This window comes from Chitinimonas prasina (assembly GCF_030160395.1).
Lineage (GTDB): Bacteria > Pseudomonadota > Gammaproteobacteria > Burkholderiales > Chitinimonadaceae > Chitinimonas > Chitinimonas prasina.
The window spans coordinates 1,125,163-1,142,248 of the sequence record NZ_BSOG01000001.1 but is presented as its reverse complement, the minus strand read 5'-3'; the positions used below and the strand labels follow the sequence as shown (position 1 = coordinate 1,142,248).

Annotated in this window: 12 protein-coding genes; 3 read left to right on the top strand and 9 right to left on the bottom strand. The window is 62.3% G+C overall.

Annotated features, from left to right (window positions below; all coding sequences use genetic code 11):
- Positions 1-109 precede the first annotated feature (109 nt).
- The 3 genes from QQK16_RS05265 to QQK16_RS05255 form a co-directional block, all read right to left on the bottom strand.
- A complete protein-coding gene (locus tag QQK16_RS05265) occupies positions 110-2,947 on the bottom strand; it encodes a M9 family metallopeptidase (protein ID WP_284195377.1) in 2,838 nt (945 codons plus the stop codon).
- A 631-nt stretch (positions 2,948-3,578) separates the two neighbouring features.
- Positions 3,579-5,456, bottom strand: a complete 1,878-nt coding sequence (locus QQK16_RS05260) for a M12 family metallopeptidase (protein WP_284195376.1) — start codon at positions 5,454-5,456, stop codon at positions 3,579-3,581.
- Between the two features lie 34 nt (positions 5,457-5,490).
- Positions 5,491-7,344, bottom strand: coding sequence for a M4 family metallopeptidase (locus QQK16_RS05255; protein WP_284195375.1), 1,854 nt, complete (start codon positions 7,342-7,344; stop codon positions 5,491-5,493).
- A 396-nt stretch (positions 7,345-7,740) separates the two neighbouring features.
- Between QQK16_RS05255 and QQK16_RS05250 the strand changes: the two genes are divergently transcribed.
- Complete coding sequence (locus tag QQK16_RS05250; RefSeq protein ID WP_284195374.1) at positions 7,741-8,247, top strand: hypothetical protein; 507 nt, start codon at positions 7,741-7,743, stop codon at positions 8,245-8,247.
- A 117-nt stretch (positions 8,248-8,364) separates the two neighbouring features.
- Here the strand turns inward: QQK16_RS05250 and QQK16_RS05245 are convergent, their stop codons facing one another.
- Together QQK16_RS05245 and QQK16_RS05240 are read right to left on the bottom strand one after the other, a co-directional pair.
- Complete coding sequence (locus QQK16_RS05245; RefSeq protein ID WP_284195373.1) at positions 8,365-8,814, bottom strand: GNAT family N-acetyltransferase; 450 nt, start codon at positions 8,812-8,814, stop codon at positions 8,365-8,367.
- A gap of 1 nt (position 8,815) precedes the next feature.
- Complete coding sequence (locus QQK16_RS05240; RefSeq protein ID WP_284195372.1) at positions 8,816-9,268, bottom strand: rhodanese-like domain-containing protein; 453 nt, start codon at positions 9,266-9,268, stop codon at positions 8,816-8,818.
- 94 nt (positions 9,269-9,362) lie between these two features.
- Here QQK16_RS05240 and pdxR point away from each other — a divergent pair, with 94 nt between their 5' ends.
- Positions 9,363-10,808, top strand: coding sequence for a MocR-like pyridoxine biosynthesis transcription factor PdxR (pdxR, locus tag QQK16_RS05235; RefSeq protein ID WP_284195371.1), 1,446 nt, complete (start codon positions 9,363-9,365; stop codon positions 10,806-10,808).
- 106 nt (positions 10,809-10,914) lie between these two features.
- Here the strand turns inward: pdxR and QQK16_RS05230 are convergent, their stop codons facing one another.
- Complete coding sequence (locus tag QQK16_RS05230; RefSeq protein WP_284195370.1) at positions 10,915-11,538, bottom strand: OmpW/AlkL family protein; 624 nt, start codon at positions 11,536-11,538, stop codon at positions 10,915-10,917.
- Between the two features lie 256 nt (positions 11,539-11,794).
- Here QQK16_RS05230 and QQK16_RS05225 point away from each other — a divergent pair, with 256 nt between their 5' ends.
- A complete protein-coding gene (locus tag QQK16_RS05225; RefSeq protein WP_284195369.1) occupies positions 11,795-13,402 on the top strand; it encodes a M64 family metallopeptidase in 1,608 nt (535 codons plus the stop codon).
- Between the two features lie 87 nt (positions 13,403-13,489).
- Here QQK16_RS05225 and QQK16_RS05220 read toward each other — a convergent pair whose 3' ends face one another.
- The 3 genes from QQK16_RS05220 to QQK16_RS05210 all read right to left on the bottom strand — a co-directional run bounded on the left by QQK16_RS05220 (position 13,490) and on the right by QQK16_RS05210 (position 17,037).
- Complete coding sequence (locus QQK16_RS05220; protein WP_284195368.1) at positions 13,490-13,831, bottom strand: FKBP-type peptidyl-prolyl cis-trans isomerase; 342 nt, start codon at positions 13,829-13,831, stop codon at positions 13,490-13,492.
- A gap of 91 nt (positions 13,832-13,922) precedes the next feature.
- Positions 13,923-14,744, bottom strand: a complete 822-nt coding sequence (locus QQK16_RS05215) for a helix-turn-helix domain-containing protein (RefSeq protein WP_284195367.1) — start codon at positions 14,742-14,744, stop codon at positions 13,923-13,925.
- A 379-nt stretch (positions 14,745-15,123) separates the two neighbouring features.
- Positions 15,124-17,037, bottom strand: a complete 1,914-nt coding sequence (locus QQK16_RS05210; protein ID WP_284195366.1) for a DNA/RNA non-specific endonuclease — start codon at positions 17,035-17,037, stop codon at positions 15,124-15,126.
- Positions 17,038-17,086: the final 49 nt, after the last annotated feature.

Below are 17,086 nucleotides of genomic sequence, written 5' to 3'. Positions count from 1 at the left end.
CTGCGAGGGCAAGCCCTGGCAGACGCACCGTCAGGCGAACATCCGATGCGCTGGATAGTCGCGCTGTACAACAGCGGGCACGCCCCGTCAGGGCCGCGCCCGCCTGGGCTTAGTTCAGCTTGGCGCTGAGGGAAAGCCCCTTGAAGCTCTGCTTGGCTTGCAACTGGATGTGGTAGTAGGTGCGCCCTTGCGGGTTCTCTATCACCACCTGCTCGTTGTTGCCGGGGTTGCTGGACTGGCCGTCGTGGTCAGTCGGCGACGGCCAGTTGCGGCTCTTCACAAACATGTCGGCATTACCCTCGCCACCGCTGGTGGTCAGGGTCAGCCTGGTGGTGCCTTGCGGCACGTATATCCAGTACCAGGCCGAGTAGTTGCTGCCGATATTGGTGCGCACGCAGCCGTCGTTGAGCGAATCCTTGCGCTCGACCGGGCAGGTGGAACCATCGGCCGACAGCTTGACCTTAAAGCTGGACTGGCTGCTCAGGGCGCCATCCGAGACCGTCACGGTGACAGTGCTTTCGCCCGTCTTGCCGGCTGCCGGGATGATGCTCAGAGTGCGCTGGCCATCGCTGCCGCCCAGGATCAGGCCGCTGGCGGGGATCAGGCTGCTATCGCTGGCGACGGCCGTGACCTTGAGCTGGCTGGCAGCGGTTTCCTTGTCGGCCACGCTGAAGCGCATGGCGGGTATGGCCTGGCCCAGCTTGGTGCTGACATTGGCAAGGCCACTCAGCTGAGGTGCGGTGTTGCCTGCCACGGCCGCGATCTTGACCTTGAAGCTGCTCTGGCTGCTGAGCTTGCCGTCCGACACGGTCACCGTCACGGTGGCCTCGCCACTCTTGCCGGCTGCCGGGTTGATGGTCAGCGTGCGCTGGCCATTGCTGCCGCCCAGGATCAGGCCGCTGGCGGGAATCAGGTTGCTGTCGCTGGCGACGGCGGTGACCTTTAGTTCACCGGCAGCGGTTTCCTTGTCGGCCACGATAAAGCTCAGGGCCGGGATGGCTTGGCCGACATTGCTGCTGACATCGCGCAGGCCATTCAGCTGCGGGGCAGTATTGCTGCCGCTGGGGCCAAAGGGCTTGCCACCGACAAATTCACCGCCGGTGCCGACCGTGGCCAGCCACTGGGCGAACTCGGCGTCGTGACGGGTGCCCATGCTGGCCAGCTTGGTGGTGTAGCTGGCGTAGTCGCCGCTGCGGGTGTTGCTCAGCAGGCTCTCCAGATCAGCCCGCTGGCGCTCGTACATGAAGCGCACGGCCAGGTAGCCCCAGCGATAGGCGCGATTGCTGTAATCGGCCATGCTGTAGTTGTTCTTGAAGATGGTGCTCAGCTTGTAGGTGTTCTTGCGACCTTCGTCTATCGCTGCGCTGTAGTTGTTCTGATAGGACAGATACTCGGCAACGCCCTCACCCCACCAAGTGGTTTCGTACTTGTTGGATTTGCCGAAGTCGCCTTCCAGGTTGTAGCGGGCATCGAGGTAGTGGATGTATTCGTGCTGCAGGTTCCACACTTCAAAGGTCGGGCGCTTCCACGAGGCTTCATGGGCGATGAAGCGAGCCTGGTTGCCAGGCTTGGACGGGTTGCCTTCCAGATACATGCCACCGTTGTCGGTGCTGATGCCGAACAGCGTGCCAGCGTAGGTGTTGTAGTTGTTGTAGTCGTCGAACACCACCACTTCGAGGCTGGTGTTGTTGTCGTTCGCCACCGGCGGGCTGGCCAGCGGGTCGGTGTTGCCGAAGGTGCCGTAGTGGAACAGCTTCTCTTCCTTGGACAGCACTTCACAGGAGTTTGCCAGCTGCTCGGCGCTCATCTCCTGGGCGCGAATGGTCACGGTGGGGCCGCACTTGTGGGTAATCGGCAGGATGGCAGCCTTCAGGTCTTCCTTGTAGTTACAGGTGCCGTAGTAGCTGCAGTTGCTGCCGTCGTAATAGGTTGCGCCATCCACGGCTGCCGCCCAGATGCTGGAGCCGGCGCCCTTGATGGGGTTGTCGGTGATCATGCCGCGCAGCAGGGGCTGTACTTCAGCCTTGCGCTCGGGATACTTGAGGAAACGGGCCAGCTCGCGGGCGGCGTTCGCCAGCATGAACTCGGAACCGGTACCGCGCAGCTTGAACTGGCGACGGTAGAAGTCGTGCAGGACGGTGGCGTAGCTGCCGTCAGCCTTTACCAGGGCCTGGAAGTCGGCATTCTGGTGGCCACGGAAATACACGTTGAAGATGCTGTTGTAGGCGTTGCGGACCGAATTGTCCTTCAACTGGGCATCGCCAAAGCTATTGAGCATCTGCTTCATCAGCGGCATGTAGCGGGCGTTTTCTTCCGCGCTGTCGATGAAGATGATGGCTTCGCCCAGGATCTTGCCGTTGTCGGGCGAGACCGTGTAGATGGCCTTGTTGCCGAAGAAGGCATCCAGTGCCTTCTGCTGGGCTGCTTTGACGGCCGGGCCGTAAGCGCCCACATCCTTCTCGTGGTAGTACTGCACGTAGTAGCCGGCGCGCAGGAACAGCACAACCTGATGGATGCTGTCCTTATTGCTGCCATCGTAACGTGCGCCCAGGCGGCCCAGTTCTTCCAGTGCTGTGATGATCTTGGCTTCGTTGAAGGTATTGCGGGCATTGCTGCCAGTCAGGCTGAACAGGCCGTTCACGCAATTGGTGGTGGACGACTTGATCAGGCTCACCAGGGTGGCACCCTGGGCGGTACCGAAGGCCGAATCATTGCAGTTGGCGTCGGCCATCATGGACTTCAGCAGCGGACGGCGTTCCATCATGCGTGGATCGCTGGTCGGGCTGGGGTCGGTACGGGTGGCCGTGCCGACAACCGCTTCTTGCGGTTCCACCGGCATATTGCTGTGGGCGGGTGCCAGCAAGCTGGCGGCGTTGGCGGTGATAAAGCAACTGCTGACTGCGGCGGCCACCAGGGCGAGCGCAGGCTTGGCGTGTTTGAAAGCCATTTTCTCTATTGCATCCTTTGTATACATGTTTGGGAAGACGTCCCCGGCCGACGTCTTTATCGCGTCGTACTCATGGCGTCTTTTGTGCCTGCTCCCTGGGATTGCAGATCTCGTTACCCACGGCATGGTCCGGGCAGGCATCCGGACCCTGTTTGTCTGCAAATTCATGTATGCAAACGGGATTTCGAGGCGCGAATAGCTCGCGCATTGTTATGACGTGAGGTTATACTCACGTATCGCCAAGATCATGTCAATGACATTGTCATATTTTGGGACGAACGGTCGCGTTGTTTTGCAAGTTCCGTTTACCCGATCAGGGTTATAGACAAGCTGCAAAGCCAGCATTGACGAGGCTTGCAGCCTGCTCCCCATCCAGCCGTCCGGCTCCGTTGTATATTATTCACACTGATGTTCGCCGCGCCGGCATTGGCCTGCTGCAGGGCAGCGCTGTTGCCCGCCGCCGCCTCTCTCCCACTTTTTCGTCTGCTTGTCCCCTGCCTGCTGTCCGGACATAAAAAAAGGGCCACAGATGTGGCCCAAGGATGCATGAGGAGAAAAAAGGGGAGAGAAGGACCCGCCCAGGGGGTTCGCAGAGGAGGACGAACCGGGAACGGGGCGGGTCCAGACCGCTTTACTGTGCGGTCAGCAGCCAGTTGGATGCAGCTGCCGGTGTGACAGCGGCGCCATCGGCCTCGCTAGCGACACCGATACCACGGCCGCTTTGGCGCGATACCAGCTGGTAGGCCGAACCGCTGGCCTTGGGGCAGAACTGCTGGCTGGCATTGGCCGAAGCATTGGCGACTACCAGTTCGGTACCGGTGGCTTCCAGCGCCAGCTTGGCGGCGGGGCTGACCAGGCTGTAGAAGCCTTCGCCATTGCGTTGCAGCTGCCAGCGTTGGGCACCGCCGTCCTGCCACAGGATGGCAGGTGCGCCGGCCACATCGGCCATGGCAACCAGTGCTTTACGCTGGCCGGCCGTGGCAATCTGGTAGCTGCGCTGGGTATCGAGCACGGTGTCGCAAACAGGCTTGGGCTGACCACCGCCGCCACCGCTGTCACCGACCACCGACCAGTAGAAGGTCAGGCCACCGTAGTTGCCTTGCTTCTCGGCCGAGCAGCTGGCGGGCAGGCACATCGAACCGAAGATGTAGTAGTTGGTGACCTTCTGGCCCTTGACGATTACAGTCAGCTCGTAAACCTTGCCTTCGAAGCTGACACGATCACCACCACGGTACTTACCGGCCTTGTCATACGGCTTCTCGGTGCCGTTGCCGCCACCATTACCACCACCGTTGCCGCCGCCGCCGTTCGGATCCTTCACCACGGTCAGCTTGAAGGTGGCCTTGGCCTCCTTGCCGCTGGCGGTAATGGCCCGCACGGTCACGTTGGCCACACCGTAGGCCTTGGCCACTGGGGTGATGCGCAGGGTGCGCTGGTTGCCCATCCCGGCGCCGAACACCACACCACTGCTGGTGATTACCGAGCTGTTGTCCGAGGTGGCTTCCAGCTTCAGGCCCTTGAGCTCGGCTTCGCTACCAGCTACGTCCAGCGTCAGCGAACCGCTCTTGTCCTGGTCCAGTTGCAGTTCCAGGGCCGACAGGGCGATCTTCAGATCCACTGTGCCGCTATCGCCAGGGTAGAACTGCTTCAGCGAGGCCACATCGCCAGGGCTGAGGTCGTTACGCTGACCCAGGCGCTTGGGGTCGACGCTGCTGTCCTTGGGCAGGATGGTGGGCTTCTGGTTCTTGCTGAAGGCCCAGGTGGGGTAGTGCATCACCGAGTCGATATCGTAGCTGCCGGTTGAGTCGACCTGGTCAGCGCGCAGCTTGGTGAACTGGCTCTTGAGGGTATCGGAGATATTCTCTTCGAACACGGTCACGTAGTTGTCGCGGTCCGGGCGCATATGCTCATGCATCCAACCCAGGGTGTGGATGATTTCATGGGCTACCACGCCGGCCTTCTCGCAGCCATCACCGATGGAGATCGGCTGTTCGCCGCCCTTCATGCCGGCATAGGCCCAGCAGCCACCCGACGAGGTGAACTTGGCGTAGTTGGGCTGGTTGGTACGCTCGACAAACTTGATGGCAGTCTTGTCGGTGATCAGCTTCATGCCGGCAATGATGACGTCGCGCTTCTTCTGCGTCAGCACCGGGTCGAAGGTGTAGTACAGGGTGTTGTTGGGCCAGCGGGTGGCGCTCTTGAAGTGGTTGTCCTGGGCAGTGGCGCCGCGTTGCGACGACACCGGCTTGGTCCAGTCACCCACGAACAGCGGCGGAATGCCGGTGCGCTGGATGTCTTCGTGGCGGCCCAGGGCAATGTCACCCAGCAGTGCCATGCCGTTGACGACCGTGTAGGTCATCTGGGTATTGGTGCCCTGGATGGTGGCAGTGGCGGTCTGCACGCGGCGCGGCAGTTCCAGTTCGGGATTGTCGCCAGCGGCGGCGAATGCGCCGGTGCTGAGCAGGGCTGCGGCTACCGAGGCGGCCAGGATGGAGTAGGGAGCTTTCATGTTGGGCTAGTCCGGTTAGGGGTTCTTGACGGCATCAACGGGCGATGGCGATGACCGAGGCGCCAGCAACGGCGGCAGGGGCATCCAGCAACACGTAGTAACGACCGGCCTTGGGCTGCGGTATCACCAGGGCTTCGGCATTGGCGCTACCTTCGGACTTGGCATCGCTGCTGCTCTTGCTGGGTTCGCTGCCGAACTTGGCGTAGAGGTTGGCATTGCCGCTGCCACTACCAGCACGCACGGCCAGGAAGCGGGCGTTGGCCGGCACTTCGATGGTGTAGACCTGCTTGCCGGCAGCGTTGATGCTGATACCGGTGACGGCCGTACCGCTCTTCAGTGCAATGGGGCTGCCACCAGTGGGCGGTTCGGGCGGGGTGGTGCCATCGCAGCGCACGCCGACTTTGTCGAAGGCGGCAATCACGTCGGCCGTGTTGTAGGCCTTGTCACGCGCAGCCTGAATCACACCGCAAGCGCCTTCGTTGAAGGTGCTGTTGGCCTTCCAGTACAGGCGGTTGGCACCCAGGAAAATGTCGAATGCCTTGCGGGCATCCCAGCCGCTGGTGTTGGCCAGGGTGTAGAAGGCCTTGTTATAGACACCGCTGCTGTAGTGCACGTTGAGCTTGTCGGTGAACTTGCTGGCGTGGCCGATGGACTTGCCATCCTTTTCCGGCTCGGCCATGTAGCGCAGAGCCTTGTCAGCGCCGCCCTTGACGATCTCGCCGCCGATTAGCCAGGTTGGCTTGCCGTACATGTACTGCTCGGCCACCATGGCAGCGATATCGGAGAAGGCTTCGTTCATGCCGCCCGACATGCCACGGTAGATCAGGCCCGAACTCTGGGTGGTCACGCCATGGCTCACTTCGTGGGCCATCACGCCCAGCGACACCAGCGGATGGAAGCGGGTAGCGCCATCGCCGAAGGTCATGCTGTCGCCGTTCCAGAAGGCGTTCTCATAGCCATTGCCGTAGTGCACGCGCACCTTCAGCTTCTGGGTCAGCGGGCGGGTGTTGTACCAGTCCCGGTACATATTGAAGATGACGTTACCGAAGTAATGGCCATCATTGACCGGCGAGTAGGCGCCGTTGATGGTGCGGTAGTCGTTCACCGGGGTGCCGGTGGCGGGGCAGCTGGCCATCTGGTAGGGCGCAGTGATGCTGGCCGTGCCGTTCTTCAGGTCGATGGTGGTGACATTCTCGCTATCGAAGCGGCAGTCCTGGGTGATGTCCAGGGCCTTGAAGTCCTTGCCATACATGTACTTGCCGACCTTCTCATTACCGCCAGGGCCGTGCGCGTCGCGGTGGGCCAGGCTGTCCCAACTCATCAGTACGGCGCCGGTGTTGGCATCCAGCATGAAGGTGGGGCTGGTGGGCTCATCGCCAGGAATATGCAGCGAGGCGATGTAGACCAGTTGGGCGCGGTTCTTTTCATCCAGGCGCACCAGCAGTTCGGCCTGCTCCAGTTCAGCGCGGTTGGCCATCAGGCCCTGGCGGGTAGCCAGTATGCGCACCAGTTTCTGGATATCGTTCTTGCTCATGCGCGGCTGGGCCGACGGCAGGTCGGCGGCGATGCCGTCCACCACTACGCCAGTGCTGAATGTCGGCGTGCTGGAGACCAGGCCATTGCCCTGCTTGGCAAAGTGGGCCACGGGAGCGGCTTCGCCCCATACCCGTACGCCTTGGTAGTACTGCTGATACTTGATCTTGCGACCGCCGTCGGCGGTAGTCACGCTGTGATGGGTGGCTCGCAGGTCGGCCGAAGCCAGTGCGCCATCGCGTTGTACATTCTGGCCCAGGTCGATACGGGTGGCGGCCTCGCCATGCAGCGCACCGGCTACCGCGAGGGCGAGCAGGGCAATCCGTGTCGCACCCACGCGCTTGTTCTGTGTCATTGAAGCTCTCCTTAGTGGTTTGATGACAGGTGAATAATTGCGGAGCGCACTACAACATCATGCAATCGTCATGTCAGCGCGGCGGCGGCTTAAGTTAGCTTGAAGTGGCGCTTAATGCTGTTGGCATTTGTGTGTAAGGCATTGAAAATAAATAAGAATGATGAAAATTTTGCGCGACCTTGGGCTGCCTGGACTGCGGCATTTCGCCTAAAAAAATTGCAGCAAAGACGCATCAGGGCAGGTCTATGGGCAGCGTGCTGATGCTGCTGGCGGGTTGGTATCGGATGTGGCGGGGTGGTGGCGGCATGGACTGACCGTTGCCCGCCCCACTATATTGGCGAGCCTGGCGAGCGCAGATTGCCGGCGAACAACAACAGACAGACAAGGAGTAGAGGAATGGACGAGCAGGACCTGGTCGGCGTATGGCATCTGGTGGGCAGTGCCCACATCAATGTGGATCTGGATCTGCCAGATGATGACGACGACGATAGCGCCGTAGTGGATTGGCTGTATGGCCATAGCCCTGAATTGCTGGCACAGCTGGAAGCCACCGGCGGCCTTACCTTGCAGGTACAGGCCGATGGCAGCTTCCGCCAGACCTGCAGTGGTGAGCCGGCGGTTGAGTGGTTTGGGGTAAACGGTGTGCTGGAGGAGAAGGTGGTGCCCTTTGATGGCCTGGTCAACAGCGAGGGCGGCGAGCATTTCCTGTTGGTACCCGATCTCGACTGGGGCGCACCCGAGGGAGAGCACGAGCAGGCCACCCTGCGCTATGACGACGGCGACACCATGATATGCGACCGGGTGGCATTGCAGGGTGCGCAACTGATACGCACGGTATCGGTCGTGACCGACGAAGCCTATGGCGACCGGGTGGTGATGGCCTTCCGGCGGGCAACCAACTGAGCGACTGCGATGCCCTCAAGTCATGGCTGGGTGGTGATGGACTAAGCGGGCAGCGCGGCGGCCCCGCTGCTGGCTTTAGGGCCGCCTGAACCCGCGTCTCTCTCCTGATTGACGTGCCTATAGCCCCAGGCTGAACCGTACCTTGCTGCGCTGCTGGGCGCCCAGCCGCCGATAGAAGCGGATGGCGCCCTGGTTCCAATCCGGGGTTTGCCACTGCAGTTCCTTGCAGCCCAGGCTACGGCCGTGCTGGCAAACCGTAGCCAGCAAGGCAGCGCCTAGGCCCTGGCCGCGCGCATCGGGGCGCAGATAGAGGCAATCGAGGTGCAGATAGGCCAGGCCGGCCAGGGTGGCGTAATCCAGCGTGGTGCTGGCATAGCCCAGCACTTCGCCGGATTGCTCGGCTAGCCAGGCGTGCAGGCGCGCCTGCTGCAGTGCCGTGGCCAAACGCTGGGCATGGCCCTCAGCTTGGTAGGGGATGCGCTCGTAGCGGGCATGCGCTTCGCACAGGCGGGCTAGGCTGGCGGCATCGGCCGCTGTGGCCAGCCGTATGGTCGCCGGCTCCGTCATATCAGCAGCCGCACTCAATGGCGGGTGTATGGCCAGACAGGCTGCCGGGTTCGGTGCCGGTGGCCAGAGGGTGGCCATCGCGCTGCCAGAAATCCAGGCCGCCCAGCATCTCCTTCACCGAAAAGCCCAGGCTGGCCAGTTTGTAGGCACCCTTGGTCGAGCCATTGCAGCCTATGCCATCGCAGTAGGTGATATAGGTCTTGCTACGGTCGAGCTGTGCCGTGCTGGACGCATCAATCAGGCGGTGCGGCAGGCTGATGGCACCGGGTACGTGGCCGGCAGCATAGAGGGCTTCGCTGCGGGTATCGATGACCACGATACCGCTGACGCCATTGCGCAGGTCCTCGGCCACATCCCAGGCATCGGTGTGGTAGGCCAGCTTGGCCAGCATGAAGCTGGCGGTGTCGGCAGGGGCGGCGGCGGGGAAGGCGAGGACTTGGGAGGTGGCTGTCATGGTAGGTATCCGGTGTGGTTGGAAGGCCAGGCCATTTTAGGCAGGCTTGGCGCTATCATTAAGGCCAATTCCCTCGCCTGGATAAGGCCAATTCATGACGATACCCAGCCTATGGTTGTCGCTGTTCCGCCAGACCGCTGCACCCGGCACCAGCCTGCGCGAGCAACTGTGCCGTGCCTTGCGGCAGGCCATTGCCAACGGCACCCTGGCGCAGCACACCCGCTTGCCGGCATCGCGGGTGCTGGCGGCCGACCTGGGCCTGTCGCGGGTGACGGTGGAGGCGGCCTATGCCCAGCTGGAAACCGAGGGTTATCTGGGCCGGCATGTCGGCCAGGGTACCTTTGTCCGCATTGCCATACCCAGGCGGGAGACATCGGTGCAGGGTGGCGTGCCTGCCATTGGCCTGGGCCTGTCGCGCCGGGGCGAGCAGATACGCCGTGGTGGTGGCTGCCAGGATCCGCTACGCCCACAGGCATTCTGCGCCGGCAGCCCCGAGCTGCGCGCGTTTCCGGCCGATACCTGGCGGCAGCTGCTCAACCGCCGGCTGCGGCAGGATAGCGAGGCGCTGATGCGCTATGGGGACCCACAGGGGCACCCGGCGCTGCGCCGGGCCATCGCCCACTATCTGGGGCAATCTCGCGGGGTGCGCTGCAGTGCCGAGCAGGTGCTGGTGCTGACCAGCTCGCAGCAGGCCTTGCAGCTGCTGGCCACCATGCTGCTCGATACCGGCGACACCGTCTGGGTGGAAGAACCAGGCTATCGCGGTGCCAAAACCGCGTTTGCGGCAGCAGGGGCCAGTCTGCTGCCTCTGCCGGTAGACCAGGACGGTCTGCAGTTCAGCCCGCAGTCGGCCGCGCCACGGCTGATCTGCCTGACACCCTCGCACCAGTACCCGCTAGGCGCGACGCTCAGCCTGCCGCGCCGCCTGGGCCTGATCGACTATGCCCGCCAGCACGGCAGCTGGTTGGTGGAGGATGATTACGACAGCGAATTCCATTACGACGGCCAGCCCTTGCCGGCCATGCAGGGGCTGGATGCCCAGCAGCGGGTGATCTACCTCGGCACCTTCTCCAAGGTCTTGTTTCCGTCCCTGCGTTTAGCCTACCTGGTGCTGCCACCGGCCCTGGTCGAGCCCATGGTGACAGCGAGGACGGTGCAGGACGGCCATTGCGCCCAGCTAGCCCAGGCAGTAACGGCCGATTTTATCGAGCAGGGCCATTTCGCCGCCCACCTGCGGCAGATGCGCCAGCTCTATCGCAGCCGGCGCGATACCTTGCAGACGCTGCTGACCACCCATCTGCCCTGGCTGTCGCCGCAAGCCACCAACGGCGGCCTGCAACTGGCAGCCAGCCTGCCCACGGGTTGGGAGCTGCCGCTAAGCCGGCAGGCTGCCGCCCTGGGTATTGCCACACCCAGTCTGTCTAGCCTGTATCTGGGCACACCCAGGCAGGAAGGCTGGCTACTGGGTTATGCGGCACTGACACCGGACGAGATGGCCGGTGCGGTGAAGGTACTGGCGGGAATGAAGCGGCCTGGATGACATTGGTGGTGCGACATGTGTCCAGGCCCAACCCAGGGAGCGCCGCTGCGTGAGCTACCGCAGCGGGTCAGCACCCGGGTTTCCAAGGTGCCGCTTCAGCAGAATCTCAGAAGCGCCAGCCAGCACCTGCGCCGATCAGCCAGGGGTCGACCTTGAATTCGCCGACCTTGGTGCCGGCCGATTTCACATCGGTGCGTATCTGTACCTTCTTGATGTCGAAATTCAGATAGGTGCTGTCGTTCAGCTTGTAGTCCAGGCCGGCCTGCAGGGCCAGGCCCACGCTGTTTTTGCTGATGCTGGGCTGTAGCGCGGCCACGACGGCAGGGTGGAACTGCACCTGGGAGAAGCGGGTGTAGTTGATACCGGCGCCGACATAGGGCTTGAACGCGCCCTGGCCATTGAAGTGGTACTGCAGGGTCAGGGTGGGCGGCAGATGCTTGAGGCTGCCGATGTCCACGCTGCCTGAGCGTATGGTCTGCTTTTGCGGGTAGGTCAGGACCAGTTCGGCTGCCAGCTCCGGGGTGAAGAAGTAGGAGATATCGAATTCCGGTATCACCTTGTTGTTGATGGACAGATTCAGGCCGGTGTTGTCCTTGTTGGCGCTGTCGAGGTTGACGGCGCGCAGGCGTACCAGCCACGGGCCTTCCTCGGCTTGTGCTGCCAGCGGCAGGGCAGCGCTGGCGGCCAGTGCAAGGCTGAGGCCCAAGTGCTTGAGCGTACTGGTTTTCATGGGGAATATCCTTTGCGAGGTTGGTGAGAAATCCTGGCCTGGATTACACCTGAGCCCGGCAAGCACGGTATTGATGCGGATCAAGCGGCTGCCATCCGTCGGAATCCCGGCTTTTTACCCGATTTGCATATACCATCTAGCAGATTTGCATGCTTTTGGTCTCTGCCTGCACAAATCCGTACAATCGTACAAACTCCCCTAAGTTCATGATGCTGCAGCCGATATCCCATCGGCATAATTAGAATAGAGGCGCATCATGAAGCATTCCCTACCCTTTATGCTGGGGCTGGCTCTGGCTGGTCAGGCGGTATACGCGGCGGACGGCTTGCTGCTCCGAGTGAAGCAGAACAACGACAGGGGCAGCAGCGACTACGAGCTGGTCCATGCCCAGACCGGCCAGTTCACCAGCACGCCCAAGCCGGTACAGCCCAGTGCATCCGATCTCTATGTGGTGGGACGCGACCGCCAGGGTAGGGAACTGTTCCGTAGCCGGGTAGCCAACCCGGCCACCTTGAATGCCGAATCGTTCAACCCCGAGACCGGGGAGATAGAACACGCCCAGAAGGTCACCCTGCCACAGACCGTGTTCGAAGTACGGGTGCCGGGCTACAAGACACTGGACCATGTTGAACTGGTAGGTGGGCAGAATACCGAGTTGGGCGATGAGCGTGCCTTTGCTGCCGCTGCTGCCAAGCCCGCCAAGCGCTTCGACCGCAAGCTGCTGGACAAGCTGCTCAATGGCAACGAACGCATGATGGCCGTACGTGCCCAGGCCAGCTCGGTGCTGCTGCACAATACCGGTCCATCGAACAACCGCATGGACATCGTGCTGATAGGCGATGGCTACACCAGCGCCGAAATGAACAAATGGGCCAGCGATGCCCAGAAGGTTGCCAACGGCTTGCTGGCCGACCCCCTGTTTGGCGCCAACAAGGCCGGCATGAACATCCGCCGGGTCGATGTGGTCAGCGCCCAGTCTGGCGTGGATGAGCCGGACAAGGGCATCTACAAGGACACCGCCCTGGGTGTGCAGATAGGCTGCTGGGGCCTGGACCGCCTGGTCTGTGCCGATGACAACCTGGTGTATTCCAACGTGGGTTCGGTGACCGCCGCCGATGGCCGCGACGTGATTGTGGTGATTGCCAACTCCACCCGCTACGGTGGCGCGGGCGGCAGCATTGCTACCATGACCATGCACTCCTCCGCCATTGAGCTGGCGCTGCACGAGATAGGCCACACTGCGTTCAAGCTGGCTGACGAATATGACTACGGCAGCTGCGATACCAGCCGTGAACCGACCGAAGCCAACGTCACCCTGCAGGCCAATCGCAATGGCAAATGGGGCAGCCTGATCCCGTCGAATGTCCAGCTACCCACACCGACAGGCACCTACGCCAACGGTACCCTGGGCCTGTTCCGCGGCGGCCGCTATTGCACCAGCGGCATGTACCGACCCACCGAGAACTCGCGCATGCGCACGCTGGGCCAACCCTGGCACGCGGTGAACGAACGTCGCGCAGGCGTGGTGTTTGCCAACTACTACAAGCCCGGCGATGGCACCACGCCGGTGACGGTAACGGGCTCGGTGGCCAACAAGCAATGGGTTAATCTGCCTGCTGCCGGCGCCCATACCAGCAATCTGGGCGGCAACTTCAAGCTGCAACTGACCGGACCGGCCAACACCGACTTCGAACTGGCACTGTATAAATGGAATGGTTCCGCCTGGGCGGTAGTGGCATCGGCCACCGGCCCCACCTCCAGCGAGACCATCAACTACGCCGGCACGGCAGGGCACTACTACTTCGAGGTGAAGTCCTACTCGGGCGCCGGTAACTTCTCGGTTACGTATACCTTCCCCAAGTAAGTCATCGCCAGGTCTGGACCTGACCACCCCCGGCTTCGGCCGGGGGCAGCTGCCGCTCTCACCGTAGCGGCTTGTTGCTGGTGCCGGTCAATCGTCCCGCGTCAGCACTTCCAGCAGCTCAATCTCGAAGATCAGGTTGGAGTTGGGCTTGATATGGGCGCCGACCTGGCGCTCGCCATAGCCCAGGTGGGCCGGCACCAGCAGCTTGCGCTTGCCACCTACCTGCATGCCCATCAGTCCCAGATCCCAGCCCTTGATGACACGGCCACTGCCAATGACACACTGGAAAGGCTTGCCCTTGTCGTAGGAGGAGTCGAACTGGGTGCCGTCCTCCAGATAGCCCCGGTACTGAGTGGTGATCAGGGCGCCCTTGACGACGGCCTTGCCATCGCCCAGTTGTATGTCGATGATCTCTAGTTCTGTGTTCATGCGTTTGCTCCCTTGAAGTCCCGTGCAGCCGGCGTTGTCGCAGGATTTGGCTGCCAGGGCAAGGGGTGGCGGGGGCCAGGCGACAGTGGCGCTAGCGGGGCCAGTGTGGTTCCCACGACACCAGCGTGGATTGCGGCTGGGTCTGCAGCCACTTGCGGTAGCTGGAGGGATTGGTGCCGATCACGCGCTGGAACTGCCGGCTCAGCAGGCTGTGGTCATAGAAGCCGCACTGCAGGGCAATCTGGCTGAGCGGTGCGTCGTCGCGGCGGAGCAGGGCGCAGGCGGCGCGGACGCGGCTGCGCAGTATCAGGTCTGCCGGGCTGATGCCGTAGATCTTGCGGATACGGGCAGAAAACTGGCTGCTGCTGAGGCCGGCCTGCTCGGCCAGATCGGCAATCTGCAGCTTGTCCTCGAAGTGGATGACCATGCGGTCCACGGCATTGGCCAACTGTTCGTTGATCAGGCCGTTGCGCGAACCTTCCGGCAGATCGCGCGACAGGCACAAGATGCCTGCCAGCTCGCCGGTGGTGACATAGAGCGGGTACTTGTGGGTCACGCACCAGCCGGCTTCACCATCGGTATAGAGCGTCGGATCGAGCTGGTCGAAGATGGGCAGTTGCCGCTTGATCAGCCATTGATCCTGCTGGTTGTATCGCGCGGCCATGTTTCCGGGCCAAATTTCTGCCGCAGTGCGGCCACGTATGTCTTCCGGCCGGCGTGCCTTGACCCGCTGTATCACCGACTGGTTGAAGGAGACATATCGGCCGGCGGCATCCTTGACGACGTAGGCAAAGCCCGGCACGCCGTCGAACAACATGGCGGTCTGCGCCGCGCCGTGCAGATGTGCGGCTTGCCACCCCTGTTCATCCTGTCTGTAATCAAGCTGATTTGCTATGTGCGGCTGCCACGCCATGATGCATCCTCTAGATACGCAGCTGCGTTTACCCAAAAAGGGTTATATATAGCACGCTGTAATGCGAAAGGATGGGTCAAGCCCATGTGAAAAAGACACATGCGTTCCAGGACAACACCGATGTTATAGAACGTAGGGGGGCGGGATGACAGCGGCGCGTGCTGCCTGGGCGGTGCGGCTGGCGATGGCGGCGCTGTGATCAGGCCTTGCGGTTGGCGCTGCCATGACATCAAACCCTTGAATAGCAGAAGCCCGCCCAAGCGAGGGCGGGCTTCCTCCTTGCCCCTTGGACTGCCGTTGTGATGGCAACGGCGTAGTCCATCAAGGGGTGGCTGGTTCAGGCTACTGGCCAGCGATGGCTTGCGTCGATAACAGGTGCTCAGATTTCAAAGAAGCGGCCCGGCTCTACCAGTCTGGCGCTGACGCTGCCCAGGCCCTGCGGCGTGGCGGCGTCGTAGCGCTTGATGGCGGCGTCAAACTTGAAACCACAACGGGCTTCCACCGTGGCCAGGGGCACCTGGTACCAGCGGAACATCTCCAGCTCCAGCGCCTCGGGCTTGAGCTTGCCCAGCAGATCCTTCTGGCTGAGGATAAAGGCCCTGGCCTTGTGGCTGCCGTCGGCGTCGTCGGTAAAGAACACCACCTTCCAGAATTCGTCGGGTAGCCGGGTGCCGCGATAGGGGCGGTCGTCTTCATCCAGTATCGGGCCACCCCAGAGGCTGACCTTCAGGTCCTTGACCACCACCTCGTCCAGAATGGCGTCTTCCAGTTCGCCCCACTTGCCCTTGAGCGAAGCCTGGTTGAAGGCCTTGTGCTGGGGGGTCATATTGCTGAAATAGAAGCTGTCGATATTGGCCTGCTGGGCTTCCGCCATCTCACCCCAGACCAGGTCGTCGCGGCGGGCCACATGGCCCCGATCCAGGTCGTTGCTGGCATAGAGCTCGTCCCCCAGCTGGTAGTCCTCCAGCTCGCCACGGGTGTCCTTGCTGAAAGCGATACCCTTGCGGCTCAGTGATTTCTTGCTGTTGCCGTCGATATTCCAGGCCACGCAGCGGGCCAGCTTGCGCGATTTGGACAGCCACACACTGTAGTGGCAGTAATCAATGCGGTCCGTGTCGTCCAGCCCGATCAGGTCTTTGGCCAGCTTGCCGCTGAAGGTGGGCAGGGCTACCTCGAAGTCCAGGAACCCTGTCTGGAAGCCGGTCTGCAACAAGGACTTGCCGGCCTTGGGTGGCTTGCCCGGCTTGGTGCGGACGGTCTTGTCCAGCGGTGTGATCTCCAGTTTCTGGAACACGGCTGGGGCACTGCAAGCCAGGGCGAACTCGCCATCGCTGCCCTGCACATCGCCGCCAAAATGCAGGCCCAGCATGACCGAGGTCGGCTTGCCGGTCTTCGGGTTGGCGGCCAGCCAGGCCGCGCCCGAGTCACCTCCCTTGGATATCTCGTCACCGTCGGCCGGATGGTCGGCAGACGGGCCGATCTCGAAGCCGGAGATATTGACGATGCCCATCCCCTCATAGGGCATCTTGACCAGGGTTTCGATGCGGGTCACCTCGCCATAGGTCACCCCCGTGGTACGCCCCGACTTGACCACCAGGTCGCCCAGTTCGGGCTTACCCACGCTCTCTATGGCCACGCCCAGTTCCAGCACCGTGGTGTCGACCTTGCGGCCAGCCAGCGAGGCCACGGCACAATCGCCAGCCAGGCCCAGGTGCGAGCGCCTGAGCACGCCCAGCTTGTTGCGCTGCACCTGGCTGTCGTCAAAGGGGCCGGGCTGGACGATGGTGTCGCCTTCCTTGCCGTTGGCGCCGCAAAGCACATGCCAGTTCGACAGCAGCAGCACCTCCCCGCTGGCGGCATCCTGCACCACGGCGCCCAAGGTGCCGGCGCTAAGTTCGATATGGGAGATGCTGATGCCGCCCAGTACCGGATCCAAGCGCGACTTGCGCGGCGACTTGGCCTCCAGTGCCACCTGGATATAAGAGGGCTTGTAGCTACGCTGTATCACATCGGTGGGAATGGCCATGCCCTCGAACTCATAGCTGGCAGGTATGGGCGCGCCATGCACCGCCTCCAGCGATTCCAGCGCCACCTTGCGCTCGACGGTGAACTGCAGGGCCAATGTCCTGCCTGGTTTGCCGGCTTCTTCCTTGTAGCCTATGCCGAGGCTGGTGACATTGCGGTGCTCCAGCATCTGCTCGCCCTTGGCCCGGATAAAGCGCTTGATACGGTCTAGCTCGGTGCTCTTGGGGCTGGCGGGCTGGGCTTTGCCAGCGGTGGTTTTGCGGGCCATGTTTTCCTGTCTCCTGGATACGATCGATGTTGGGCCGCTGCACTGGCGG